Annotated in this window: 25 protein-coding genes and 1 pseudogene; 21 read left to right on the top strand and 5 right to left on the bottom strand. The window is 32.3% G+C overall.

The features are described 5' to 3' along the window. The first annotated feature begins 88 nt into the window (after nt 1-88). The 7 genes from P8V03_RS13495 to P8V03_RS13465 all read left to right on the top strand — a co-directional run bounded on the left by P8V03_RS13495 (nt 89) and on the right by P8V03_RS13465 (nt 6,184). Entirely contained in the window at nt 89-1,579 is a 1,491-nt protein-coding gene (locus tag P8V03_RS13495; RefSeq protein WP_318798504.1) for an amino acid permease, read from the top strand. Between the two features lie 192 nt (nt 1,580-1,771). Beyond that, complete coding sequence (locus P8V03_RS13490) at nt 1,772-2,290, top strand: nitroreductase family protein (protein WP_261669877.1); 519 nt, start codon at nt 1,772-1,774, stop codon at nt 2,288-2,290. 149 nt (nt 2,291-2,439) lie between these two features. Then, on the top strand, nt 2,440-3,066 hold the full coding sequence (locus P8V03_RS13485; RefSeq protein ID WP_261669878.1) for a lysozyme inhibitor LprI family protein: 627 nt from the start codon (nt 2,440-2,442) through the stop codon (nt 3,064-3,066). Nucleotides 3,067-3,314: 248 nt separating this feature from the next. Then, complete coding sequence (locus tag P8V03_RS13480; protein ID WP_261669879.1) at nt 3,315-3,500, top strand: hypothetical protein; 186 nt, start codon at nt 3,315-3,317, stop codon at nt 3,498-3,500. Continuing rightward, nucleotides 3,436-4,875, top strand: coding sequence for an IS200/IS605 family accessory protein TnpB-related protein (locus P8V03_RS13475; RefSeq protein ID WP_318798503.1), 1,440 nt, complete (start codon nt 3,436-3,438; stop codon nt 4,873-4,875). Before P8V03_RS13480 ends, P8V03_RS13475 begins: the two co-directional genes overlap by 65 nt. 345 nt (nt 4,876-5,220) lie before the next feature. Then, complete coding sequence (locus P8V03_RS13470) at nt 5,221-5,424, top strand: hypothetical protein (protein WP_261669881.1); 204 nt, start codon at nt 5,221-5,223, stop codon at nt 5,422-5,424. Between the two features lie 103 nt (nt 5,425-5,527). Then, nucleotides 5,528-6,184, top strand: coding sequence for a DUF3786 domain-containing protein (locus P8V03_RS13465; protein ID WP_318798502.1), 657 nt, complete (start codon nt 5,528-5,530; stop codon nt 6,182-6,184). 53 nt (nt 6,185-6,237) lie between these two features. Here P8V03_RS13465 and P8V03_RS13460 read toward each other — a convergent pair whose 3' ends face one another. Then, on the bottom strand, nt 6,238-6,468 hold the full coding sequence (locus P8V03_RS13460) for a glutaredoxin family protein (protein WP_318798501.1): 231 nt from the start codon (nt 6,466-6,468) through the stop codon (nt 6,238-6,240). 481 nt (nt 6,469-6,949) lie between these two features. Between P8V03_RS13460 and P8V03_RS13455 the strand changes: the two genes are divergently transcribed. The 7 genes from P8V03_RS13455 to P8V03_RS13425 all read left to right on the top strand — a co-directional run bounded on the left by P8V03_RS13455 (nt 6,950) and on the right by P8V03_RS13425 (nt 15,501). Next, entirely contained in the window at nt 6,950-7,393 is a 444-nt protein-coding gene (locus P8V03_RS13455; RefSeq protein ID WP_318798500.1) for a MarR family winged helix-turn-helix transcriptional regulator, read from the top strand. An 85-nt stretch (nt 7,394-7,478) separates the two neighbouring features. After that, nucleotides 7,479-9,209, top strand: coding sequence for an ABC transporter ATP-binding protein (locus P8V03_RS13450; protein WP_318798499.1), 1,731 nt, complete (start codon nt 7,479-7,481; stop codon nt 9,207-9,209). An 18-nt stretch (nt 9,210-9,227) separates the two neighbouring features. Beyond that, nucleotides 9,228-11,219, top strand: coding sequence for an ABC transporter ATP-binding protein (locus tag P8V03_RS13445; protein ID WP_318798498.1), 1,992 nt, complete (start codon nt 9,228-9,230; stop codon nt 11,217-11,219). A 221-nt stretch (nt 11,220-11,440) separates the two neighbouring features. Further along, nucleotides 11,441-11,728: a hypothetical protein gene (locus P8V03_RS13440; RefSeq protein ID WP_261669887.1), complete on the top strand. Its 288-nt coding sequence runs from the start codon at nt 11,441-11,443 to the stop codon at nt 11,726-11,728. Between the two features lie 565 nt (nt 11,729-12,293). Beyond that, nucleotides 12,294-13,355, top strand: a complete 1,062-nt coding sequence (locus P8V03_RS13435) for a C40 family peptidase (RefSeq protein ID WP_318798497.1) — start codon at nt 12,294-12,296, stop codon at nt 13,353-13,355. Nucleotides 13,356-13,727: 372 nt separating this feature from the next. Next, nucleotides 13,728-14,990 carry a hypothetical protein gene (locus P8V03_RS13430; protein WP_318798496.1) on the top strand — a complete coding sequence of 421 codons (1,263 nt, stop codon included), beginning with the start codon at nt 13,728-13,730 and terminating at the stop codon, nt 14,988-14,990. Nucleotides 14,991-15,039: 49 nt separating this feature from the next. Further along, nucleotides 15,040-15,501, top strand: a complete 462-nt coding sequence (locus P8V03_RS13425) for a CBO0543 family protein (RefSeq protein ID WP_318798495.1) — start codon at nt 15,040-15,042, stop codon at nt 15,499-15,501. Nucleotides 15,502-15,638: 137 nt separating this feature from the next. On the opposite strand, the gene P8V03_RS13420 is transcribed toward P8V03_RS13425, so the two are convergent. Further along, on the bottom strand, nt 15,639-16,316 hold the full coding sequence (locus P8V03_RS13420; protein ID WP_318798494.1) for a TIGR01906 family membrane protein: 678 nt from the start codon (nt 16,314-16,316) through the stop codon (nt 15,639-15,641). 184 nt (nt 16,317-16,500) lie between these two features. Here P8V03_RS13420 and P8V03_RS13415 point away from each other — a divergent pair, with 184 nt between their 5' ends. After that, entirely contained in the window at nt 16,501-17,505 is a 1,005-nt protein-coding gene (locus P8V03_RS13415) for a DUF3231 family protein (RefSeq protein ID WP_318798493.1), read from the top strand. 56 nt (nt 17,506-17,561) lie between these two features. Here the strand turns inward: P8V03_RS13415 and P8V03_RS13410 are convergent. The 3 genes and pseudogenes from P8V03_RS13410 to P8V03_RS13400 all read right to left on the bottom strand — a co-directional run bounded on the left by P8V03_RS13410 (nt 17,562) and on the right by P8V03_RS13400 (nt 20,873). Next, a pseudogene (locus P8V03_RS13410) lies at nt 17,562-18,305 on the bottom strand (ABC transporter permease). A 14-nt stretch (nt 18,306-18,319) separates the two neighbouring features. Further along, entirely contained in the window at nt 18,320-18,976 is a 657-nt protein-coding gene (locus tag P8V03_RS13405; RefSeq protein ID WP_318798492.1) for an ABC transporter ATP-binding protein, read from the bottom strand. A 205-nt stretch (nt 18,977-19,181) separates the two neighbouring features. Beyond that, nucleotides 19,182-20,873, bottom strand: coding sequence for a methyl-accepting chemotaxis protein (locus P8V03_RS13400; RefSeq protein ID WP_318798491.1), 1,692 nt, complete (start codon nt 20,871-20,873; stop codon nt 19,182-19,184). Nucleotides 20,874-21,068: 195 nt separating this feature from the next. Between P8V03_RS13400 and P8V03_RS13395 the strand changes: the two genes are divergently transcribed. From P8V03_RS13395 to P8V03_RS13370, 6 genes are all read left to right on the top strand, one after another. Next, nucleotides 21,069-21,293: a DUF1659 domain-containing protein gene (locus tag P8V03_RS13395; protein ID WP_261669899.1), complete on the top strand. Its 225-nt coding sequence runs from the start codon at nt 21,069-21,071 to the stop codon at nt 21,291-21,293. A gap of 70 nt (nt 21,294-21,363) precedes the next feature. After that, nucleotides 21,364-21,582 carry a DUF2922 domain-containing protein gene (locus P8V03_RS13390; RefSeq protein ID WP_261669900.1) on the top strand — a complete coding sequence of 73 codons (219 nt, stop codon included), beginning with the start codon at nt 21,364-21,366 and terminating at the stop codon, nt 21,580-21,582. An 85-nt stretch (nt 21,583-21,667) separates the two neighbouring features. Beyond that, nucleotides 21,668-21,829, top strand: coding sequence for a YvrJ family protein (locus P8V03_RS13385; RefSeq protein WP_318798489.1), 162 nt, complete (start codon nt 21,668-21,670; stop codon nt 21,827-21,829). Between the two features lie 352 nt (nt 21,830-22,181). Further along, nucleotides 22,182-22,799 (top strand): sigma-70 family RNA polymerase sigma factor, encoded by a 618-nt coding sequence (locus P8V03_RS13380; protein ID WP_318798488.1) that lies wholly within the window; start codon nt 22,182-22,184, stop codon nt 22,797-22,799. A 99-nt stretch (nt 22,800-22,898) separates the two neighbouring features. Continuing rightward, nucleotides 22,899-23,465, top strand: a complete 567-nt coding sequence (locus tag P8V03_RS13375) for a sigma-70 family RNA polymerase sigma factor (RefSeq protein ID WP_318798487.1) — start codon at nt 22,899-22,901, stop codon at nt 23,463-23,465. A gap of 91 nt (nt 23,466-23,556) precedes the next feature. Then, nucleotides 23,557-24,522: a DnaD domain-containing protein gene (locus P8V03_RS13370; RefSeq protein WP_318798486.1), complete on the top strand. Its 966-nt coding sequence runs from the start codon at nt 23,557-23,559 to the stop codon at nt 24,520-24,522. Nucleotides 24,523-24,791 lie beyond the last annotated feature (269 nt).

Below are 24,791 nucleotides of genomic sequence, written 5' to 3'. Positions count from 1 at the left end.
TTGTATAATTATAATTTATTTTTTATACTTATATAAGTTTTTGCAAAACGGAATTATAGGTTCGAAGGAATGAAAGGAGAGAGTTCAAATGAACACAAACATTGAAAAAAGTCATGAAGCTGAATTACGAAGAAGTTTAAAAGCAAGACACATGAACATGATTGCAATCGGCGGCGCAATAGGAACTGGACTATTCCTTGCAAGCGGAAATGCTATAAGTTCTGCAGGTCCAGGAGGGGCTATTACAGCATTTGCTGTTATGGGCATACTGGTTTACTTTTTAATGACTTCACTAGGAGAGATGGCAACAAAGATGCCAATATCCGGTTCTTTTGAAACCTATGCAACAAAGTTTGTTGATCCGGCTTTAGGTTTTGCATTAGGTTGGAATTTTTGGTTTGCCTGGGCTATAACTGTTGCAGCTGAGTTAGTTGCAGCTGGACTTATCATTAAATTTTGGTTTCCAAACACAGGGACAACTATCTGGAGTATAATTTTTCTAACGATTTTAGTTGGGTTAAATATATTATCTGCTAAAGCATATGGAGAAGGAGAATTTTGGTTTGCAGGTATTAAGGTTGTAACCATTGTTATCTTCATTATTGTTGGGGTTCTTATGATTCTCGGTATCATGGGAGGAAAGTCACCTGGATTTAGTAACTGGACTCTTAGTGATGGACAAGGTCATTCTGCACCTTTTGTTGGTGGAATATCAGCTATATTAACTTCATTTTTTACTGCTGGATTCTCCTTTCAAGGTACAGAACTTGTTGGACTTGCAGCCGGCGAATCTGAAAATCCTGAAAAAGACGTACCAAAAGCTATTAATACAGTATTTTGGAGGATTCTACTATTTTATATAGGTACAATTACTGTTATAGGTTTCCTTATTCCATTTACTGATCCAAACTTATTAAAAAGCGGAGTAGCAGATGTAGCTTTCAGTCCATTTACAATAGTATTCCAAAGATCGGGTATTGCAGTTGCTGCCTCTATAATGAACGCAGTTATACTAACTTCTGTACTTTCCTGTGGTAACTCTGGACTTTATGCTGCATCCCGTATGTTGTATGCTATGGCTAAGGAAGGCAAAGCTCCTAAGGTATTTGGAAAGGTAAATAAACGTGGTGTTCCAATGAATGCAATTTATCTTACAACACTAGTTGCGTCTACAGCATTCTTTGCTTCTATGTTTGGAGATGGAAAAATATATTATATACTTTATAACGCATCTGGACTTACTTGCTTCTTTGCATGGCTGGGTATAGCTATTTGTCACTATAGATTTAGAAAAGCTTATGTAGCTCAAGGTAATAAGGTTGAAGATTTAAAGTATAGAGCATTATGGTATCCATTTGGTCCTATATTTGCAACTATATTATGTACAATTGTTATATTTGGTGCCAATATTTGGGTATTCCAAGCTGAGACATTTAGCTGGTTTGATTTTATAACAAATTATGCACTTATTCCTATATTTATAGCAATTTATGTTGTATATAAAATAAAACATAAGACAAAATTAGTTCCTCTTATGGAATGTGATTTTTCACATTCTGAGTATAAAAAAGTTGTATAAATAACGTATAAAAAGGTACATATTTAAAATGAATTTAAAGTGTATTTAAAATATATTTAAAGTGCCCTAGTGTCTTCGCTAGGGCACTTTAAATATATAAAATAATTAATAATTTAACGAAGTAAGTAGTATTAAAAGCTAAGTTTTGTGATATTATCTTAGTATAATAAATTTTAGAAAAGGGTGAAAACTATGGATTTTTTAGGGCTTGCAAAAAGACGTTATTCCGTACGAAAATATCAAGGTAAAAAGGTAGAAGAAGAAAAACTTATGAGAATACTAGAGGCTGGAAGAGTTGCCCCTACAGGAGCTAATACTCAGCCTCAAAGAATTCTTGTTATAAAGGAGAAAGAGGGACTAGAAAAGCTTAGTAAATCTGCCAATGTATACGGTGCACCTGTTGCTATTATTACCTGTGTAGATCATAGTGCTGTATGGAAGAGGCCTTTTGATAAAAAGAAGATATCGGACATAGATGTAACCATTGTTACAGACCATATGATGCTAGAGGCTACAGCACAGGGGCTTGGAACAGTATGGATATGCTATTTTGACCCTCAGGTTATAAAGAAGGAATTTAATTTACCGGAGAGTTTTGAGCCAGTGAATATACTAGCAGTAGGTTACGCAGAAGGTGAAGCGGCATCACCAGATAGACATGACAAAGCTCGTAAACCTTTGGAGGACATAGTTTTTTACGAAAGCTTTTAGAGGAATATCAAACAAGGAGGAGGTATTTTAACTTTGTAAATAATAAATTTGTTTGCTTAATACCTCCTTAAAAATAAACCATGCTTTAACATTATAAGGCATGGTTATTCAAAATAATTCAAATTATAAGCTTATTATTGGGGGAAAATATGAAAAAAATTTTAGGAATTATAATTTTAGTACTATCACTGGGATTAGCTGGCTGTGGAAGTAGTGCTGCAGAAAATACAAATACTGAGCCAGTAAAGACTAGCACAGAGGATAAGGTAGAGAACAAAGTAGATGATAAAACAGAGAATAAAACAGAGAACCAAGAACAAGCTAAGGTAGAGAATAAAACAGAGAACAAAGAAGAAGCTAAGGTAGAGAACAAAGTAGAGGATAAAAAGAATGTCGGTATTAGTATTCAGAATATAAGCAGGAAAGAAGAATATAGAACTAAGCTAAACAATATTGAACTAGGATTAAAGGATTTAGAAGAAAAAGAGTCTTCTGGAGTAACAGCAGACATGAGAGAGGCTGCAAGTGAAAGGTATAAACGATGGGATGCTGCTTTAAATGAAATCTATGGCGTACTAAAAGGACAACTATCTTCTAATGATATGAAAAAATTACAGAGTGAAGAAATTAAGTGGATAGCCTATAGAGATGCTAAAGCTAAAGAGGCATCCTCAGAAATGAAGGGTGGAACAATGGAATCAGTACTATATGTTAGTTCCTTAGCAGAGACAACAAAAAATAGATGCTATGAACTAGTAGAAAAGTATATGAAATAAAGATTAGATAGTTGAACGAATCAAGGGACGTAGCCGCTCTTTGCTCTCTCTTGCAGAAAAGCAGAGAGCCCAAATCTTTGATTTGGTGCGAATCGCTTTCACTGTGTGCGAGGAAGTATTAGAGCGGGTAGTCATCGGATAAAAATGTCAGGTAGATGTGTTTGACCAGTGTAGAACACCAAAACAGATAGTGCAAAATAAAAGTTATAGATAGTGGAACAAAAGAAAAATTAGAACCTAATGAAGAAATGGTGCAGGATTTAATAAGTGTTGTCACTTGCTTTTCAGCAAGGCTTTATGGTTCAGGGGGTGGAAGAAAAGTAAAAAAAGCTCTTGAAGAATTAGAGCTGGAAAGGCAGATGGAAAACAGTGAAAATAACGATAAAAGCACTTTTGATAAATCAAACAAAGGAACAAATTCAAGTTATAGATAATATGATGTTAGTGTTTTCAACGGCTATAAGATATTCTTTTAAGAGAATATTACAAGGTAAAAGAAGGGTGGATTTAGAAAAAGATGTAGCTTCTAAGTTTAATCTTAATATAAGGCAGGCAAAAGATGCAGTAGAAAGTGCAAGGCAAACTATTGCTTCGCAAAAAGAATTAGTAAAAATGAACTATGAAAGTTATGTTAAAAAGGTTACTACAATTGAAAATATTTTAAAGGATAAGAAGAAAAATTTATCAGAAAAAAAGCGAACTGCTTTACTTAAAAAGTTGGATAAGAGACAGAGAAAGGCTGAATATTTCAGGGAGTTCATCCATACTAATGCTATTCCATCTGTAGTTTTCGGAACTAAACAAATGTTTTTAAAAAGGTGCAAGGGTCTAATATCCAATGAAGAATGGAAAGCTTGCAGAAACAACCGCATTTATTCAAGAGGAGATAAAACAAAAAAGGGTAATCCAAATTTAAGAGTAATAATAAACAATGGCATGAGTTATCTCCAAATATCTACTCTTGAAAAAACTGAAAATAATAGAGCGGTAAAAATGGAAGTTCCTATATATTTGCCGCAAAAATTATCAAAAAAGACTGGTAAAGTAAATGGAACTGATTATAGAAGCCTATTTTTAAATCATTTAGCTACTAGGGAAGCTTACCAAGTAGAAATGATTAAGAAAAAAGGGAAGTATTATTGCCATATAACCTTTGAGCTAAGAAAGCCAGATGAAATATATACAGGACATAATGGGATTATAGGTATAGATACTAATCCAAATGGCATAGCTTTAACTATGATAGATAACAAAGGTAACTACAAATGGCATACTTACTTGAAACAACATGAACTATTATATGCTAGAAGTAATAGAAGGTTAAATTTATGTGGTGAATTAGTTAAGCAAGCTGTTTTAATTGCTAAAAATTATAATTGTGGCTTAGTTATTGAGAATTTAAAATTTAAAAATGATAAAGATGTTCAAAGTAAATTTGCAAGAATAAAGCATGGGTTTATATACTCGAAACTGTTGACAATGCTTAAGGCATCTTGTTATAAGAAAGGTATAGAATTAGTTAAAGTAAAACCACAATATACAAGTAAAATAGGATTGTATAAATATTGTCATCAGTATGGAATGGAAGTCCATAATGGTGCTGCTATGGTAATAGCCAGGAGAAGTTATAAATTTAAAGAGAGAATACCTAAATTATTAAAAAATAAATTTATAGATGATATTAAGTTATTTAATCAAAAGAATGAATGGAGTAAATGGAGTCATATAGATAAAATTATAAAAAGAAAGGTAGGTGAAAAACCTGATTTTTGGATAGTAAAAAGGAAACAAATATTAGGAATAGCATAAATCTTAACTTCTAAGACATAAAAACTGCTAGAGTACACCTAGAAGGAAAGGCTCTGGTAGAATAATATACTTGAGGAATGGGTAACACCCATAATCTTGCAGGACTTAAGCAGAGAGCCAAAATCTCTGATTTTGTGCGAATTGGTTAAGCAGACACTCAAAATCAGAGATTTTGTAGTGGTCGCTTACTCTTCGAGTACTCCTTTGAGGAACAAAAAGGAGTTTCCTTAAAGGAGTCTTAAGGCATTACCTAGATGTAAGGCGAGATTTTAAGATGATTGTCTTAATCCTAGTAGTTGAATCCTGTGATACTACCGTCCTATTTAGTGAGTAGGATGAAAAACTATGAAAAAGTCAATTTGTCATAGTTTTAGAAATCAGGGTTTATTTATTTTGGAAATTAACAAAGAAGAAATACTTAAGTCTTTAGAATATATTTATCTTTCAATATGTACTGATAGTTGCAAAAAAGATGATTTAGAAGAAATAAAAGCCACAGTGGAAGAACTAACATATATAGTTAATAAAAAGTTAGAAGAAAGTAAATAACTTAAGCGGTTGAAGAATAGTCGCATTTCAAAGATACAATCTGTTTATTATAAATATAAATCTATCCTATATCTATAATTATATTAAGAAGGGGATATTTAATATGGGGAAGGATAAAAAGAACAATTATAATCTCTGCTATGAAACTTTATGTGAAGAGTTTCAAAAGTATGACCCAGAAGAAGTTGCTAGAAGAAGTGGTGCTTACTACGATGCTGAAAAAAAGCAGCTCACTTTAACTTATTTCAACAGAGAATACTTAATTTCCTATCCAAAGGGAAGGGTTGTTTTGAAAAATAATGCTGAAGAAAGTTTTTCTAAGGAGGAAAACAGAAAGATAATTGATAAAACGGTAATACTTAGCTATCTTTACCGATGTACTAATAATGGTCTGACACAAAAGTGGGTACCCTTTAGAGAGTTAGAGGGAGTTGGCCATGCTTATAATGGCTTTGCACTTCAGGGCATAAATAAGTTAGTAAAATTCTTTGGGGATAAAGGTGACCTTTTTTTAAAAGCTGGTCTTAAATTAGGTGGAAAAGAGATACCTTCTGGAGATGTTGGAATAGAGATTAATGTATTGCCAAATGTTCCAATGAGGTTTGTATTATGGCTAGCAGATGAGGAATTGGAAGCAACTGCTACCATCCTCTATGATTATTCAGCTACCAAGGAGCTTCATGTAGAGGACTTAGCTGGTTTATGTTCCATGGCAGCAGATGAACTAATTTCAGCTGCTTGCTTTTACAGAGACAATTAATTTATAAAGAAAGAGGTATGCTTATTTAGTTAGCATACCTCTTTCTTTATAGATTATAATCCTAATAAAGAAGATACTCTTTCTTTATCAAAACCAATGATTTCTTCTCCGTCAATTACGATAACCGGTACAGATCTATGGCCTTTTTTCATCAATTCTTTTCTAGCTTCTGCATTCTCTGAAATGTTATGTTCAGTGAACTCAACATTATTTTCTTGAAAATAATCCATAGCTGCGTGGCAGTAACCGCAAGTGTTGCTAGTATATATATCTACTTTTTTCATAAAAATCACTCCATTGTATTTATATTTTATATAACTAAAACAGTTATATAATTTCTATATTCTAATTATATAGTAAACATTGGTATTTGTAAAGATTATTATTAAATAATTTATATTAATTATTTTGAAAAATCTCAATCTTTATATATTCTTTCACTAGATAAATAAATTATTCTAATGAGAAATCTTTATAAACTTTAAATTCCTATATATATTATATGATTAAAATTGAAATTATGTTAAAGATATAAAGGAATAATTTTAGCGAATAAAAATTAGTAGACTAACTATTATTTGCTAAAGTTATTAATGTAAATAATACTTTCATAATGCTATAATAAATAAAGTATGATGAAGCATACTAGCAATGTAAACAGTTTAGAAGGACATAAATTGAATCATATGATATATTGACTAATTATCAAGATTAATGATAGTATCTTAATATACTTAGTCGACTAAACAAATAGGTGGTGATAAAATGGACTTTCATGAGAGGGATTCATTATATATGATTTTTCTGGAGATAATAAAATTACATTATCATCGTACCCATCTGCTGCTAGACAAAGTTGGAGTATATCCTGGTCAACCGCCCATGTTATATGCACTACATAGGAAAAATGGGCAGAGTCAGAGGGAATTGGCAGAAAAGTTAAAGATTAAGCCAGCTACTATTACAGTTATGCTTAGCAGAATGGAGAAAGCTGGTTTAGTTGAAAGAAAACAGGACCCTGATGACCAGAGAATTTCAAGGGTATATCTTACTGACCAGGGGCAAGAAGTTTGGAGAGAAGTAAGTGAAGTTGTAAAAATTATAAATAATGATTGCTTTAATAATTTTACATCAGAAGAACAAATTTTGCTTCGCAGGCTGTTAATGCAGGTTAGAGACAACTTAAACAAAGTATGTGATGAAAAATAAGATTTTCAGAAATTGATTAAATTTAAGAACAGCATTATATGAAAAATTAATCTAAGTAGGGATAGTAGATTGGAGATGAGATATTATGATTAAATTATTTAGGTACTTAAAGCCTTATGGAGCTACTATAGCTGCCATTTTAGTACTATTGTTCTTTCAAGCCCTTTCAGATTTATATCTGCCAACCTTGATGTCAGATATAGTTGATAAGGGAATAGTTCACGGAGACACAGATTACATTATAAAAATAGGTGGATATATGCTTTTAGTTGCCGGTGGCAGTGCTATTTGCACGATACTAGCAAGTTTACTATCCTCTAAAATTGCCACAAAATTTGGTAGGGATGTTAGAAGAGAAGTTTTCACAAAAGCAGAGAGTTTCTCTTTAAATGAATTTAACAAAATAGGGACATCCTCCCTTATTACAAGAACTACAAATGACATTATGCAGGTTCAGCAGGTAACTATTATGATAATGAGAATGATGATAACTGCGCCAATGATGTGTATAGGCGGTATAATTATGGCTGTATCAAAAAATAGACAGCTATCTTTAATACTTGTAGTAGTTATTCCAATTCTTATTGCAGTTATTGCTTTAGTTGCAAGTAGAGGAGTACCCTTATTTAAAGTAATGCAGGTAAAGCTTGATAGGCTAAACGCAGTTGTACGTGAAAATCTTACAGGTATAAGAGTAATTCGTGCCTTTAATCGTAATGAATACGAGAAGGAAAGATTTAAAGAGGCAAATGGTGACTTGACTAATATCGCCATTAAAGTTAACAAAATAATGGCCTTCATGATGTCAGCTATGATGCTTATAATGAATTTAACAACGGTAGCAATTATTTGGTTTGGTGGTAAGCTAATAGATACTGGAAATATGGAAGTAGGTTCAATGATGGCATTTATTCAATATGCTATGCAGATTATGTTCTCATTAATAATGGTTTCCATGATGTTCGTGTTAATTCCTCGTGCAGAGGCTTCAGCGGTTAGAATTAATGAGGTATTAGATATAGTTCCAGAAATTAAGGACCCAGAGCAGCCTAAGGATACAAGCAATGAAAGAGGATATATAGAATTTAAAGATGTTACCTTCAAATATCCTGGTGCAGAAGAACCGGCTATAGAGAATATTTCCTTTAGTGCAAAGCCAGGAGAAATAACAGCGGTTATAGGAGGAACTGGTTCAGGAAAATCTACCTTAGTAAATTTAATTCCTCGTTTCTATGATGTTGAAAAGGGCAGTATTTTAGTGGACGGAGTAGATATTAGAGAGATGTCACAGAAAGGCCTTAGAGAAAAAATAGGTTTTGTTCCTCAAAAGGCAGTGTTATTTACAGGTACTATTGCTGAAAATATCAGATATGGTAAGGAAGATGCAACTATAGATGAAGTCAAACATGCAGCAGAGGTAGCGCAGGCAGCAGATTTCATTTCTAATATGAAGGAAGGCTATGATGCAGTTATTGCACAGGGTGGAAATAACGTATCCGGCGGACAAAAACAACGTCTTTCTATTGCCCGTGCTTTAGTTGGAAAGCCAGAAATTTATATCTTTGATGATAGTTTTTCTGCTCTTGACTTCAAAACTGATGCAAAGCTAAGAACAGCACTAAAAGAAGAAACACAGGATTCAACTATGATTATTGTTGCCCAAAGGGTTAGTACCGTTATGAATGCAGATAGAATCATTGTTTTAGATGACGGAAAGATAGCAGGAATGGGAACTCACAAGGAACTTTTAAGAAATTGTGATATATATCGTGAAATAGCTGCATCTCAGTTATCAGAAGAAGAACTTAATGCTTAATAGTAAGGAGGGATAAATATGAGTGAAAAGCATAATGGACCTAAAAGAGGGCCAGGAGGGCCAGGAGGACCTGGTGGGGCATTAGGCAGGCCTGTAGAAAAAGCAAAAGATTTTAAAGGAACAATGAGAAGATTGATTAAATATTTAGCACCACAAAAATTTAAGCTTATTGCAGTGTTTTTAACAGCAATTTTAAGTACAGTTTTCAGCATTGTCAGCCCAAAGATTATGGGGAAAGCCACTACAAAACTATTTGAAGGACTTATGGCAAAATATATGTACTATCAAAAGTTAAGTGGAGCAGCAGAGGCAGTCAAAAAAGGAGGAGATCCTAGAATACTTGCTAATTTGCAGAGTCAAGGAGTTCCTTCTGTAGACTTTAATTATGTAGGACAGATAATACTTTATCTAATTTTACTATATATTATAAGTTCAGTGTTTAGTTATATTCAACAATATATTATGGCAGGTGTCGCACAAAATACCGTTTATGATATGCGTAACAATGTTAACCATAAGCTTACAAAACTGCCTTTAAAGTATTTCGATTCCCGTACCCATGGAGAAATACTAAGTCGTGTTACTAATGATATAGATACAATATCTACAACTCTCCAGCAGAGTTTGACACAGCTGATTACCTCTGTGGTAACTATCATAGGTGTTATTGTAATGATGCTTACTATAAGTCCTTGGCTTACTCTTGTTACAGTGGTAACACTACCACTTTCTGTACTTGTAACAACAGGTATTGCTAAGAAGTCTCAAAGCTTCTTTAAGGAACAACAAAAGACTATAGGACAGCTAAATGGTCATGTAGAGGAAATGTTTACAGGACATAGAATAATAAAGGCTTTTGGACATGAGGAAAGATCTGTAAAGGAGTTTAATGAAATAAATGAAAGACTTTACAATGTAGGTTGGAAAGCACAGTTTATATCTGGTACAATTATGCCGCTTATGAACTTTATAAACAATATAGGTTATGTACTTGTTTGTGTAGTTGGAGGAATTTTTGTAACAAAAAACAGAATTGAAGTAGGTGACATTCAAGCCTTTATCCAATATGCAAGACAATTTGGTCAGCCAATAGTCCAAACTGCAAATATAGCTAACATTCTTCAATCTACTGTAGCGGCAGCAGAGCGTGTTTTTGAATTATTAGATGAAGAAGAAGAGATCTCCGATAAAGAGGATTCTAAGGTTATTGATTTAGCAGCTAGTACAATAAAAGAGAAGAACAAGGTAATAGCTCCTCTAAAAGGTGAAGTTAAATTTGAGCATGTTAAATTTGGCTATAAAGAAACAGTAACTCTTATAGAGGATATGAACATTGATGTTAAGCAAGGCCAAACTATTGCCATTGTAGGTCCAACAGGAGCTGGTAAGACTACACTTATAAATCTACTTATGCGTTTTTATGAGATAAATGATGGGAAAATAAGTATCGATGGTGTAGATATAAGAGACTTTAAGCGAGGAGAACTTCGTACTATCTTTGGTATGGTTCTTCAGGACACTTGGTTATTTAGTGGATCTATAAGGGATAACATAGCTTATGGAAGAACTGGCGCAACCTTTGAAGAAGTAGTTGAAGCGGCAAAGGCAGCTCATGCAGACCACTTTATAAGAACTCTTCCACAGGGTTATAATACAGTAATTGATGAAGAAGGAACAAATATTTCACAGGGTCAAAAACAACTTTTAACTATAGCCCGTGCAATACTAGCAGACCCTTCTATATTAATTCTTGATGAGGCTACAAGTAGTGTTGATACAAGAACAGAGGCTCAAATACAGAAGGCAATGAATAATCTTATGAAGGGAAGAACAAGCTTTGTTATTGCCCATAGATTATCTACAATCAAGGATGCAGACCTAATTCTTGTAATGAATAATGGTAGAGTAATTGAACAGGGTAGTCATGAAGAACTTCTTAATAAAGGCGGGTTTTATGCAGATCTCTATAACAGCCAGTTTACTGGAGGAAATAGGGAAGAAGCGGTTTAAAGTTAGGAGAAAATTAAATTTAAGCTGTACAATCACTGGTATTACAAGGATTGTACAGCTATATTTTTGCATTTCCCTTTATTATTATCCTTAGCCATATGGGTTTCCTGGAAGAGAAGTACATTTATAATTATTTTCTTCATAATTTCTTTACATGGATTATATATAATGTAACTACAAGGTGATTAAGAAAATTAATTTAAGTTTATGGAGGGATAGCTATGAACTGTCACGGAAATAATAAAGAAAATAATAAGAGTAATAAGCATAATCCATTGAAGCATATGCTTCATATGATAATATGCTGTGGTTTACCTATGTTGCTTGTAGGATTTTTGCCGTTGATAACAAGATTCAGCCCAGGTGCAGGTAGTATAGTTGGGAAAATAGCACCATTTATATGCCCAATAATGATGATTTCAATGATCTTCATGATGATAGGCGGCAACAAAGAAAAAAGCTGCTGCAGCAATTCTGGTAAGGAAAGCAGCACTAAGGAAATAGTATAAATAAGGTGTGATTTTATTGGATATAGTAATTACTGATAGAGCAAAAAAATATTTAGGTAAGAAAAACTGTAACACCATAGTCTTGGACATGACTGTAATGGGAGGAAAAACTTGCTGAAGTGGCTATCGTGCTGAGATTCAGTACATTCCTTCTGTTAGAATGGTATCAAAGGATGAAAATATTCCAGCAGGTTTTTCAGAAATAGATAAGGATGATTTTCATATATTTCTATCTTTTAGATTTAAGTCTGTTGAAGATAAGAGGGTAATTGTAGATTCGAAAAGGGTACTGTTTTCTGAAAATCTTAAAATTATATTAGAATGAATGTGAAATCTGAAATGCTAAAGGGTATTTCAGATTTTTATCTTCATAAAATCTTCATATTATTTTCGTATAATACAAAAAAACGCCAATACTATATGAGATGGTAAAAATTGTAGCATTTCATATTTCTAAGTATTTTGGTAAGATATTTATTATAGACATTATTATGGACTGATAAAGTATACGACTTAATTTAATGCCCAATCTTATAATAAGGACTGAAGTTAAGGAGAGATAACATTGAACAAAAGATTAAAGCAGCTATTAATGGTGCTGGCACTTACAGTAACTGTTAATGGTGTAGTCTATGCGAACCCATCATCAAATACCACTAATACATATTCAAAGGTTCAAGAACTTGAAAGAAGTATAGAAAATTTGGACAACCAAATAGAAGGGGTAATGGACAAAATTGACCAGAACAAAAATCAAATATTAACAAAGGAAAAGGATATTAAGTCTTCAGAAAATGAATTAAAAGCAGCTGAGACTGAACTCAATAAACAAAGAGAGCTATTTAGTAAAAGGATGAGAGCAATTTACATAAATGGGTCTAGCGGATATTTAGATATGCTCTTAGACTCTAAGGGACTTGGAGACTTTGTTTCAAAGGTTGATATGGCAAAGAGAATTATCAGCTTTGATAATAAAGTTATTTCAAATTACACTGCAAAACAAAAGGATATAGCTAATAAAGTAGACAAGTTGAAAACAGAAAATAAGAACTTATTAGCACTAAAGTCAGAGAATGAGAAGAAATTAGCGGAACTTAATAAAAGTAAAAATGACCAGAAAAAGTTGATAGAAGAAGCTAAAGTGAATCAAAGAGAATATGCATCAGCGGAACAAGCAGAAGTAAGTACAGCGGTAAATCAAGTAGCCAGTATAAGAGCTGCAGCACCAAAGGTAACTTTATCTAGAGGCGGTTCCACTGTAAATTCTGCGGTAAGCAGCGATAACGTTGTAGCATATGCTTCTAATTTTTTAGGAACCCCTTATCTATGGGGAGGAACTTCACCGAGTACTGGATTTGACTGCTCTGGCTTTACTCAGTATGTGTATAATCACTTCGGAATTTCACTAGGAAGAACTACTTACAACCAAATACAAGATGGAGTAGGTGTATCAAGAGATCAGCTGCAGCCAGGGGACTTAGTGTTTTTTGGTAAAGGCGGAAATCCTACTCACATGGGGATATACGTAGGTAATAATGCATATATACATTCCCCACGTACCGGAGATGTAATTAAGATTTCTCCTATGACTAGAGGAGATTACATAACTGGTCGTAGGGTTAAATAGTAAAAATCCTCCTGTTAACTCAATTGATTTTGAATTAACAGGAGAATTTTTATTTATCCAGGCAATTATTATACTCAGGGCTTCATTTTCCTGTTGGATATTATAGTTATAGGAATAAAATTATACTCTTAGAAAAAACTACTCTAAGAGGGGAGCTGGATTAAATGGATAAAGATATAAAGGATTTATTGTTCCATTGATTATAATCTTTACCATATTTAAAGATAGGCAGTTTTTGCTAGATATAGTTTTAATTAGTTCTGTAGCCTCTTTCACCACTATCTGTAGGTTCACCACTATCTGTAGGTTTTGGTGTAATTATTAAAAATATGTGAATAATATAAGAAGAGTATATGATTGAAGGAGTAGATTATGGGCAGCTTTAAATATGGCGAACCTTTAGCAAAAAGGTCAGTAGCCTATCTTAGTTTACTAGGAACAACTCAATTACATTTAAGAAATCCATTTATAATTGCATGTTGGTCAATAGCATTTCCTGGAATGGGACATTTGTTACTATCAAAGTATTTACGAGGATTTTTTTTGTTTATATGGGAAGTGCTTGTAAATCGCAATGCACATATTAATTTGTTGATTCTTTACTCTTTTATAGGGGACTTTGAAAAGGCTAAGGAAGTTGTAGATATTAAGTGGATGTCTTTCTACATACCTACATACGTATTCTCCATTTGGGACAGTTATAGAACAACAATTGATTTAAACCATGCATATATGTTGGCTGCCAGAGAAGATGCAGAAATTAAACCTTTTAAAATAAGTTCAATAGAAATCAACTATTTAGATAAAAGAAGTCCATGGGTTTCAACAATTTGGTCATTGCTGATTCCAGGTGCAGGCCAACTATACATTCATAGACTTATTACAGCATTCTTTCTTGTTACTTGGTGGATAGTGATATGTTTAAATGCTAATTTCCTTCCAGCAATGCATTATACCTTATTAGGAGATTTTCAACAGGTAAAGTCTACTTTAGATATGCAGTGGCTTTTGAATATTCCATCAGTGTATTTTTTTGCTATGTATGATGCTTATACAAATACAGTTGAAAATAACAAGTTGTTTGATTGGGAACAATCTAAGTTTTTAAAAAAACACTACCAAAATCCAAACTTTGTAATGCCATTAAAAAAGAACTTAGGAGATGATAATATGTATATTATTTCTACCTTTGAGCATTCAATATATTTAGAGTTAGCCATTACAGCAATTGAGATGAAAGGAATTAAGAAAGAAAATATTATGGCTATTCCTATGGATAAAAAAGGTGAACAAAGAGCCCTATTTGATTCTATTCATGGTTCTGATGGTCTCAGTTTATTTGATTTACCGGCTATCCTTGCTGTTATAGGTGGAATATTTGGAGGGATATATGGTTTTGTCTTAAAGTGGGGGCCTTTACTATGGGGTTTAATTGGTATATCTGTAAGTTTTGCTTTAGGTCTAATCGTTAAGTTGATTATAACTAAAAAGCATATTGATAGACAAAGTGATAAAAGGGCAACAGAGGTGGTTATCATAATAGAGTGCATAGAGAGTCAGTTGGAGATGGTCAAGGATATACTCTGGGCTCACAAGGCTCTTGGTGTTAGAAAATTAGATGTGAATAATTCTTAATTCGGCTATACATTTACTAGGAAAAATGAATAGTCAGAAGGAGGCTTTTTTGAGCAAGGAGTATATAATTTATATTGATGAGATTATTTTAGTAATTATATTACTATTTCGATTCATTCCTAAAGATAAAATTCGTGAAGCACATGTAGCTTATTTATTTAAACTACTAATGACATGCTCAGTAGGTTTAGCCGTTGCAGAGTTTAGACTAATTGAATATCCTATTAGATTTTTTCCATATGCAATTAAAGCAAATTTTTTATTTGAGTTCTTTTTATATCCTGCTATTTGTGCCATATTTGTAGTTAATTATCCTGAAAAGAAAAGAACTCTTTCCAAATTTATATACTACTTCTATTACTGTACTACTCTAACAATTATAGAGATAATTGAAGAAAGATATACTGATATCCTTACATATATTCATTGGAATTGGTTTATAACTTGGCTTGCATTTTTTGTTACATTTTACCTATCACAAAAATATAATAAGTGGTTTTTTAAAAAGTGAAAGTAGCTGCGATAAAAATAATAAGAAGTGTATCAATAATTTTGTCGATACACTTCTTATTCTGGGGATTTATTTTATAATAAGGGGATAAGTAAATTATAATAGATAAATGTGTAGAACTTATGAAGAAGATAAGTTTATTTTTTTGCTGCTAGTTTTTTATAAATTAGCCTTAAGGATAGTATGCTTACAATTAGTAGAGCTACTATTAATAAAGCAGAATGATAGAAAAATTTTTCTGGCAGTATATTAATAATAGGATCTATTTTAGGGTCAAATAGCCAATAATCATTTCTAAAAAATATTTTATGAAATATAGTAAAAGCAGCGTTAAAATTTATCATAAAGGCTGTTAAAAGAACTATAGGAAGAATTATTAGTATTGAAGAAGTTTGTTTTAGAAAGTGAAAGTTTTTATTTTTTATATTATTAACAGAACCTATTAAACTAATGAATCCAGTTATAATCAGCAAAAGATCAATAGAATTAAAAATTCTTTTAACATCCTTAAAGTGAATTTGTCCATATTCTGAATAAGGTATTGAAGGAAGATTGAATTCTTGCTCCTTTGGACTTAATAGATAGTTAATAACATAATCATAGTTTTTCACTATTTCATCCCTGCTAAAATTTGATTGCTCCGGTATATTCAAATATTGAATATCAAAATAGTATAAAGGCTTAAACATAAGTGTTAGCTTCACTGCGGTAAAAATAATAAATAGACTAAAAGTTAAGGAAAATAATATTTGTAGTATTTTATACTCTCTCTTTTTAGATACATTTACCTCATAACCGTAACCTGGTGAGCTCATTTCTTTCACTCCATTCATTGAATTTTAGTATATACAGTAATTATTATAAAAAATAAATATGAAGATAATATGAAGTCTTTTGCCTCTAATATCACCAAAATTACAGAAGGATATATATTTAAGTAAGAATATTTTCATTTAGTTAGAGGTATTATAAAGTTAAAAATGATTGGGAGGAATAAAGTTGAGCTTAAATGATAAGTTAACCACTGCGGAAATTAGCCATCTGTGGAACAGTTATGTTTTTGACTCATTGATACATAACTTATTTTCATATTTTTTAAGTAACGTTGAAGATGAAGATATTAAAAAATATATAGAGTATGTCATTTCTGCAACTAAACAGCATATTACTGATTACGCTAATATTTTTATGGAAGAATGTATACCAGTACCAAGAGGCATACTGCCGGAAGATGTAAATACCAATACCTCCAGATTATTTTCCGATAAATTTTATATAGTTTACGGAGAAAATCTGGTGAAATTTGCTTTTAATAACTTTGCTTTTGCATATGTTGAATCTAATCGTGAAGATATTAGAAAGTTATTTAAAGAACGGATTGATGAATTGAAGGAAGTTCATCAAAATGTAATAAATATACTAGCTTCAAAAGATATTAATGTAAAACCTCCATATATTGATACCCGTAGTAAAATTGAGTTTGTAGAGAATAATGATTTCTTTGCTGGTTATTTGGGGGAAATAAGAAACTTGTCTTCTTTAGAAATCAAGCATCTTTTTTATAATCAGCTTAGCAATTCTATTGGAAAAGCACTTATGGCAGGATTCAGTCGAGTTGCAAGTTCAAGGGAGATTAAAGATTATTTTACTAAGGGAGGGGAAATGGCAGATAAGTATGTAAAATTATTTTCAGATAAACTTCTAAAAGAAGAGATATCTCAATCTATTTCTCTTGATTCAGAGGTATTAACTTACTCTGGAGAAAAATCACCACTATCTGATAGATTTATGCTCAATCATACAGTGTTCTTAAATAGCTTTGGAATTGGCAATTATGGAATATCCTTAGCGCAAAGCCAAAGGCGAGATTTAACTGCTATGTATGGAAAGCTTATTGTTGAAGTAGGGCTTTATGCAAATAAAGGAGTAGACTTATTGATTAATAATAAGTGGCTGGAGCAACCTCCTTTACCAGCACGGAAAAAAGAATTAGCTCATAGATGAGGCTAAAGATATATTATATAGAAATAAAGCATAGGAGCATCTGCTGAGAGGTGCCCCTATATTAGCTGCTTACGATTATTAAAAAAACTCTTATAGGCTAGATAACAAGCTACAAAGGACGCTATAGAAGTAGTTGATAAAAGCATAAAGGTAACCATTATTTGATATTTTATAGCATTTATCGGTGAAGTTCCTGCCAATATTAATCCTGTCATCATACCAGGCAGTGATACAATTCCAAGAGTTTTTGTAGAATCTACAGTTGGAAGCATGCCAGTTCTAATAGAATCTCTAATTATTTCAATAGAAGAAATGTAAATATCTGCTCCAAGAGCAAGTTTAGTTTGTACTTCTTCCCTCTTATTTTTAAAATCTGTACTCATTTGCTTAAAGCATAGGCCTAGGGCAACCATTGAATTACTTATAATCATTCCACCTACAGGGATAATTTGATAGGGTTCGTATTTAATTGCTCTTGAAAATATGAGTATGAATAGTGTAATTGACGTTCCTAAGGAAATTCCTATAAAGGAAATAGCTAAAGCATTCTTTATTTATTTACCTCTCTTAGCACAATTATAGGAAGCATTGAAGGTCATAAAAACTAATAATAGAGTTGTAAAAAGGGGACTTTTTAAACCAAATATGTAGTTAAGTATGTATCCTACAATTATTAATTGAATTACAGCTCTAAGTGCACCAACTACTATTTCTCTTTCTAGTTTCAATTTCTGCCAGTATGAAAATAGGAGAGATAGAGCTACTAGAGAGGAAGAAATCAGTAGGGAATATATGCTCATGTTTGCACCGCTGCTCATCGTATCACCTCCACAGATTTAATTCTTCCACTTTCAATGGTTACTACTTTATTTGCAAACTTTACGCTTTGCTCAGGATTATGTGTAATCCAAAGTATAGTAATATCATCTTTATTTAAAGCTTCAATAACATCTTCAACAATTAGGGTATTTTCTACATCTAGGGCTGAAGTAACTTCATCTAGAAGGAGTATTTCAGGTTTAAATATCAGTGTTCTAATAAGGGCTATTCTCTGTTTTTCTCCTCCTGAAAGGTTTTCAATACTTTTATTTAGATAATTCTTATCCAAGCTAAAGGTATGTAATAGTTTCTCTATTCTATTAAGGTCTGCTTTCATATTTCTTATGGCATAGGGAAAGTTTAAGTTATCCATAACAGTATCCCTAAAAAGTTGCGGGGTTTGAAAGCAATAGGATATATTTTTCCTAAGCTCAACAGGGTTATATTCAATAAAAGGTTTATTTTTATAAAGAATAGTTCCTGAAGTGGGGCTGATCAGGTGGGAGCAGATTTTAAAAAGTGTACTCTTGCCACCACCGGAGGGGCCAACTAATGAAACAAAATCACCGGAATTTATTGATAGACTTATGTTTTCTAATATTAAATCATTGTGGTGAACATAGCATAGATTTTTAAGTTCTAGTAAGGACAATAACAACACCTCCCAGATTAAGGATATTCTAATTATAATATTATAATGCAACAAAAATTAAAGTCAAATTTGTATTGGAGGTTAATAGCGAAGGAATGTTTTAGGTAAGGGAATAGCCCCTAAAATTAGATTTTAGGGGCCTTAAGTGATATTTTACCTTACAATATAAATAATAAACTAAATAATAGGTTATGGTATTAAAAACTTATAGTTTAAATTTGTTTACTTGCTCCATCATGTCCTTTGTCAGTTCACTTAATTTTTGTGCTGTATGGGCAACTTCCTGGGAAGAGGAGCTCATTTCTTCCGAAGATGCTGCTATTTCTTCTGATGAAGCAGATATTTCCTCTGCTATAGAAGAGGCATTTTCAATCTGAGTGCTTATCTCATTTTTGTTTTTTTCAAGGCCGACAGCTGAGCTGCTTACCTCTTCAATTTTAGGAGTAACATCTTCAACAGCTTCAATTATTTTTCTAAATGAATGAATTACACTGCCAATGTTAGTTAATTGCTTTTCAAGTTCACTATTCACAACAACACTGTCATTTACAATAATGCCAGCTTCTTGAGATATACTACTAATAAGTAAATTAATATCCTCAGATGAAGTCTTAGACTGTTCAGCAAGCTTTCTTATTTCTTCTGCTACAACTGAGAAGCCTCGACCTGCTTCTCCTGCTCTTGCAGCCTCTATAGCTGCATTTAAAGCAAGTAGGTTAGTCTGTTCAGCAATGCTATTTATAAGGTTAGTAATTTCGTTAACTTTGTTTATATTTTCGCCAAGTCCTGATATTTTATTAGTAAATTCTTTAAATAAACCACTTATTTTAGTTATTGAATTAATAGTTATCTGCATATTTCCATTACTTTCATTAGTCATAATGCCTACTTCTTTTGAATTGTTGTCAATATCTTTAATTGATAATACCATCTTATTTAATTGTTCACCAAAATCATTTATTATACCGGATATACTTACTAGGTCTCCAGCTTGTACACTAGTTCCTTTAGCAACATCCTGTATTGCCGCTGCAACATTTTCCGAGGATGAAGCCATTTCTTCTGAAATAGCAGACAAACCTTCTGAGTGATTTTCTATAATATGAGATTCATCCTTAATTAATTTTAACATATTAGAAATATTGTTTACTGTTTCAGCAAGTGATTTTTTCATAATGCCAAATTCATTTTTTTGATCTGTTTCAATCTCTACAGTAAAATCTCCCTTTGACAAAACTTCTAATTTGTTTATCATATCTTTAGAAGATTTTTTTATTATTGTAACTATAACAGCCCCAATTGCTAAAGACATTACCATTAAAGCAACGCCTAAATAAAAAAGATTAGCCCTTGTAGCAATAAAAATAGCATCACCTTCTGAATTTACTTTTTCTGCATCCTTCTCTTCATCTGCAAGGAGAGCTGCTAGGGCATCTTCTGCTTTGCTTCCAAAATCATTCAGCTGAGCCAAATCTTCTTCTGAAAATTTTTCACCATTACTTGATTTTGTGCTGAGTTTTTCCCATAAGTTCATATAGTTAGAATATGCCTCTTCAAATTTATCAACTTCTTTTTTCTCATAACTATCTAGGCTCTTTTTATAGCTTTCTAATTTAGCATCAACTATACTCTGATAGTTTTTAATTTTATCATTGACTTCTGACGTATAATTATTATTTGCATTACTTACCTGAATCCTAATTCTTAGATAATTTGACCGTATATTGGCTAATTCTGTAATAGGAATAAGCTGATTTTTATACATTGATGTCATATTGTCATTAACAATGGTAACTCCTCTTAGACCAAAAAAACCTACTATAAAAATAGACAGCAATGCTGCTAAGTTTAAAAAATGAATTCCGTTAGTAAGTTTAATATTTGATATCTTTTTCATTATTAATATTCCTCCATAAGTACTGTATTTTAGCAGTTTTTTATCTTTCCTCATATTATTATATAAGTGTTACTATTACTTGGCAATATATAGATTTTAAAGAGAAATCATAGGCACATTGTTCTGAAAATTAAAAAAGCTCTGTCACCTTTTCTAAAAATATCGGTATATATTAGGTGAAAGGAGTTGGTAAATATGGCTGCAACAGCAACAAAATTAAGTACTACATTAATAATTAAGTACATTGACGGGGTGGATTCAAAGGGAAAGGACATTATAAAAAGTCAGAGTTTTTCAAAGGCTAAAGTCTCTGCTGCAGAACAGGATTTATTTGATGTAGCAAAGGAAGTTGAAAAGCTTATAGGTAAGACTTTAGATCAAGTTTTAAGGGAAGATCAAAGTGTAATAACTAATCGATAGTTCCTTGACAGTAACAAAAAATCATTTATACTAAGTCACTGCAAACTAAGTAAAAAGGGGGAAGGATGCCATGAGTAAAACTCTAGTAATGAATTTTTTAAATGAGGAAGGAAAAAAGACGGCAGTAAGAGTTAACAACGTTAGAGAGGATCTAACAGACCTTGAGGTAAAGGCTGCTATGGATGTCATAATTGCTAGAAATATCTTCACATCCACTGGTGGGGATTTAAAACTTATAGACTCAGCGGAGCTAGTTGATAGAAGTACTACTGAGCTTAAAGTTAAATAATATTAAGTAATAAGTAAAGCAGCTAGCTAGAAAGTTAGCTGCTTTATTCTATAGAGAAATTATTAAATAAAAAAGGAGTGATTAGATGAGTGCAGAACTTTTAACAACTATAGGCAACTTAGGATTTCCTATAGCGGTATCCGTTTATCTATTAGTTAGATTTGAAAGCAAACTTGAAGCACTTACTTTAAGTATAAATGATCTTTCTATTACCATAAGGCAAAATTTAAACTCTTGGAACGGATAATTTTACTGCTATTACCTATATAGTTGAAAATAAAAATATACGAAAATGGGACAGAATTTTTAGGTAAAACTCTGTTCCATTTTTATTTTTTGCAATTTTTTAAAAGAAATATGAAAGCAGAAATAATATACCCCAGAAATGAGAATAAACTACACTAACACAAGTAAATTTAGGGAAATTGTCTTTAAATGACAGAAAAAAATCACAGGAAAATCTCAACAAATTTAGCGAAAAATGAGTATGTATTATGCATAAAGAATTAAGAATGTATTTATGCGGTCATTATAGTTCATAAAAGCCTAATTTTCTCAGACAAGGTCTGAAAATATCATAGTAAATGGGGGATGGGGTAATGGATTGTAAGGAGAAGAACATATCATTCTTAAAAGATGTAAGGAACATGAAGGAAGAAGCCTTATTAGAACTAAACAATATGTTTATGGGTTATGCAATAAATGAATACTTTCAGTCAATAGGAAAGTTTCATGGAAATAAATACCTTGATGATTATTTAGTTCTAATTCAAGAAAAAGTGCTAAATGCAGCAAAGACTTTTCCAGGAACAAATAGAAGAGTTTTTTGTAGTTATATAAATAAATGCATAAAAAACACCTGCAAGACTTTTTGCAGGGACTATATAAAGAGTAAATATATATGCGTATCACTAAATGAAGCACTAGGAATTAGCGGTGCCTGCAACTACCTTTGGGATAATGGTGATGTTGCCAACTATGTAGTAAACAGAACAATTAAAAATCAAATATATGAGGAGATTTTTTCTGTTCTAACAAAGTCTGAAAAGAAAGCAATAATAAGAAGAATAAAAGATATAGAAAGTATAGAAGAATATGCAGATAAAAATAATTGTACAGCAAACACTGTAAGATCTCATGAAAGCAGAGCCTTAAAGAAGATGATTAAGTATGTACGGGATAAAAAATTAAATGAAATGAATCTTTTTAGTTTGTGAAGTGAAACTTGAGCCACATAAGCTCACTAAATAAGCTTAGCTGAAAAAAATAAGTTTTGAAAGGTTGGGGTGATCATATATAAGAAGGATGTAAATAATTTGATTCAGAAGGCTCAAAGGAATGACAAAAATGCTTTAGAAGAAATAGTGAAAATATACAAGCCTTACATTATAAAAATTGCTAGAAGTATTTATATAAACGGATACGAAACAGAGGATTTGATACAAATAGGGGTTATTGCACTGGTAAAAGCAGTTAAGAGATTTCAATTAGAAAGAGGTGCTGTCTTTACAGCTTTTGCTGTTATTGTAATTAAAAATGCCTTTAATGAAGAATTAAGAAAGATCATAGGGAAAAGATGGGATGAAAAATTCAAGTGCAGTTTAAACAATGTAACAGAGGAAGGAAAGGAATTTATAGAAATGCTGGCCTCAGAAGAGGATATAGAGGAGGAGGTAGTTCTAAAGGAACAGATAATCCTTCTAAGAAAAGTCATGAGTAAGCTTCCTGAAAAGGATAGAGAAATTATTCAATGGTTTTATTTTGAAAACAGGTCCTTAAAGGAGTATTCAGAACTAAAGGGGATAAGTGCTAACTTAGCTGCTCAGAGAAAAGGTAGGGCTATGGAGAAGCTAAAAAGATATTTTTTTCTAGAATACAAGTAAAATACCACTGAGATAAGAAAAGAGAGCTAGATTCTCTGTCTTTCTATAGTATCTCTAAATTCTTAGTTTCATTTTATAGGAGGGGTAGATTTTGAATAGTGTACTAATTAAAGAGGATAACCTAATGGTTTTTCAACCAAGGCTTGCAAAACTCATAGGAGTTAACGAGGCTATAATACTAAACCAAATCCACTATTGGCTAGATAAAAAGAAGAATATAATCAATGGAATACCTTGGGTTTATAACAGCTACAAGGATTGGCAGCAGCAGATTTGTTTTTTATCTGTATGTACTATAAAAAAAGTCATAAGAAAACTGGAGGCTTTAGGTATAGTCAAAAGCGGTAATTTTAATAAGTCTAAAATTGATAAAACAAAGTGGTATACCATAGATTACGAACTTCTTCATAATTTATATGAAGAGGGCAAAAATAAGCCAGAGCTAGAGAAGGAAAGTAGTGAAGAATATGAAAGTGGGAATACAATAAGTGAAAATGGTAGTAGGAATGAAAAGGATACTAGGATAGATACAAAGGAACCAAGGAGTGGTTTAAATATATCCATGGAGGAGGTAAATTCTAACCAACCAATACCAGAAACTAACTCTAAAACTACTGCAGAGGATAATGAAGAAGAAAAGGACAAGCCAAGGGGGCTGGGAAAGGTAATAGACTTTTACAGCAAAAATTTTAGACTTCCTAGCGGCTACGAGTTAGAAAGAATAAAATCCTTGTGGGATGAAATTAAGGATTCTGAGCTTATTATATTAGCTTTAAAGCAGTCCATTGAAGGTAATGCAAGAAATCTGAGATATGTGGAGAAGGTTTTATATAACTGGCTGGACAGGGGAATAAAGACTAAAGAAGAGGCTGAAAAGCTTATTATAGATTATAAAAAATATAGGGAGGGCAGGAAAGATGAAAGATATAAAGGGTTCAATGGAGAATATAGAGGCTATAATTCAAAGGCTTCGCCAAAAGACAAAGGAAAATGGGCGGGCTATAAAGCGCCAGAACCAAAAATCTCATATTGGGGACAGTTGGAAGGAATCATTTAGAGAGGAAGAAAATAAAAAGACTGAAGCCTGCAGCTCTAAAGATAAGCTGCATCCACAGGCAGATAACAGTGGTACATTCTCAAGCAGCTGTTCTCTTTGTGGAGGGAAGGGCTTTATTATAAAGCATAACCCTAGCTTACAAGATACAATAACCTTCTGCAAATGTAGAGAGTTGGACAAAGCCGCTTTGCTTTGGAAGAACTCCGGCATAGAAAGGGAAAAAAGCAGACTAACCATCAGTAGTTACAAGCCTTATAATACTGCTACAG

It is taken from the genome of Clostridium tanneri (assembly GCF_033659955.1).
Classification (GTDB): domain Bacteria; phylum Bacillota; class Clostridia; order Clostridiales; family Clostridiaceae; genus Clostridium_AM; species Clostridium_AM tanneri.
The sequence above is the reverse complement of the archived record's forward strand: the minus strand, read 5'-3'. Positions and strand labels throughout refer to the sequence as shown.

Coding starts and splice junctions, on each gene's coding strand:
- P8V03_RS13450 (WP_318798499.1), top strand. CDS start 7,479: ATGATTAAATTATTTAGGTACTTAAAGCCTTATGGAGCTACTATAGCT.
- P8V03_RS13460 (WP_318798501.1), bottom strand. CDS start 6,468: ATGAAAAAAGTAGATATATATACTAGCAACACTTGCGGTTACTGCCAC.
- P8V03_RS13430 (WP_318798496.1), top strand. CDS start 13,728: ATGGGCAGCTTTAAATATGGCGAACCTTTAGCAAAAAGGTCAGTAGCC.
- P8V03_RS13480 (WP_261669879.1), top strand. CDS start 3,315: ATGGTGCAGGATTTAATAAGTGTTGTCACTTGCTTTTCAGCAAGGCTT.
- P8V03_RS13390 (WP_261669900.1), top strand. CDS start 21,364: ATGAGTAAAACTCTAGTAATGAATTTTTTAAATGAGGAAGGAAAAAAG.
- P8V03_RS13485 (WP_261669878.1), top strand. CDS start 2,440: ATGAAAAAAATTTTAGGAATTATAATTTTAGTACTATCACTGGGATTA.
- P8V03_RS13470 (WP_261669881.1), top strand. CDS start 5,221: ATGAAAAAGTCAATTTGTCATAGTTTTAGAAATCAGGGTTTATTTATT.
- P8V03_RS13495 (WP_318798504.1), top strand. CDS start 89: ATGAACACAAACATTGAAAAAAGTCATGAAGCTGAATTACGAAGAAGT.
- P8V03_RS13385 (WP_318798489.1), top strand. CDS start 21,668: ATGAGTGCAGAACTTTTAACAACTATAGGCAACTTAGGATTTCCTATA.
- P8V03_RS13445 (WP_318798498.1), top strand. CDS start 9,228: ATGAGTGAAAAGCATAATGGACCTAAAAGAGGGCCAGGAGGGCCAGGA.
- P8V03_RS13465 (WP_318798502.1), top strand. CDS start 5,528: ATGGGGAAGGATAAAAAGAACAATTATAATCTCTGCTATGAAACTTTA.
- P8V03_RS13490 (WP_261669877.1), top strand. CDS start 1,772: ATGGATTTTTTAGGGCTTGCAAAAAGACGTTATTCCGTACGAAAATAT.
- P8V03_RS13420 (WP_318798494.1), bottom strand. CDS start 16,316: ATGAGCTCACCAGGTTACGGTTATGAGGTAAATGTATCTAAAAAGAGA.
- P8V03_RS13455 (WP_318798500.1), top strand. CDS start 6,950: ATGGACTTTCATGAGAGGGATTCATTATATATGATTTTTCTGGAGATA.
- P8V03_RS13440 (WP_261669887.1), top strand. CDS start 11,441: ATGAACTGTCACGGAAATAATAAAGAAAATAATAAGAGTAATAAGCAT.
- P8V03_RS13380 (WP_318798488.1), top strand. CDS start 22,182: ATGGATTGTAAGGAGAAGAACATATCATTCTTAAAAGATGTAAGGAAC.
- P8V03_RS13395 (WP_261669899.1), top strand. CDS start 21,069: ATGGCTGCAACAGCAACAAAATTAAGTACTACATTAATAATTAAGTAC.
- P8V03_RS13400 (WP_318798491.1), bottom strand. CDS start 20,873: ATGAAAAAGATATCAAATATTAAACTTACTAACGGAATTCATTTTTTA.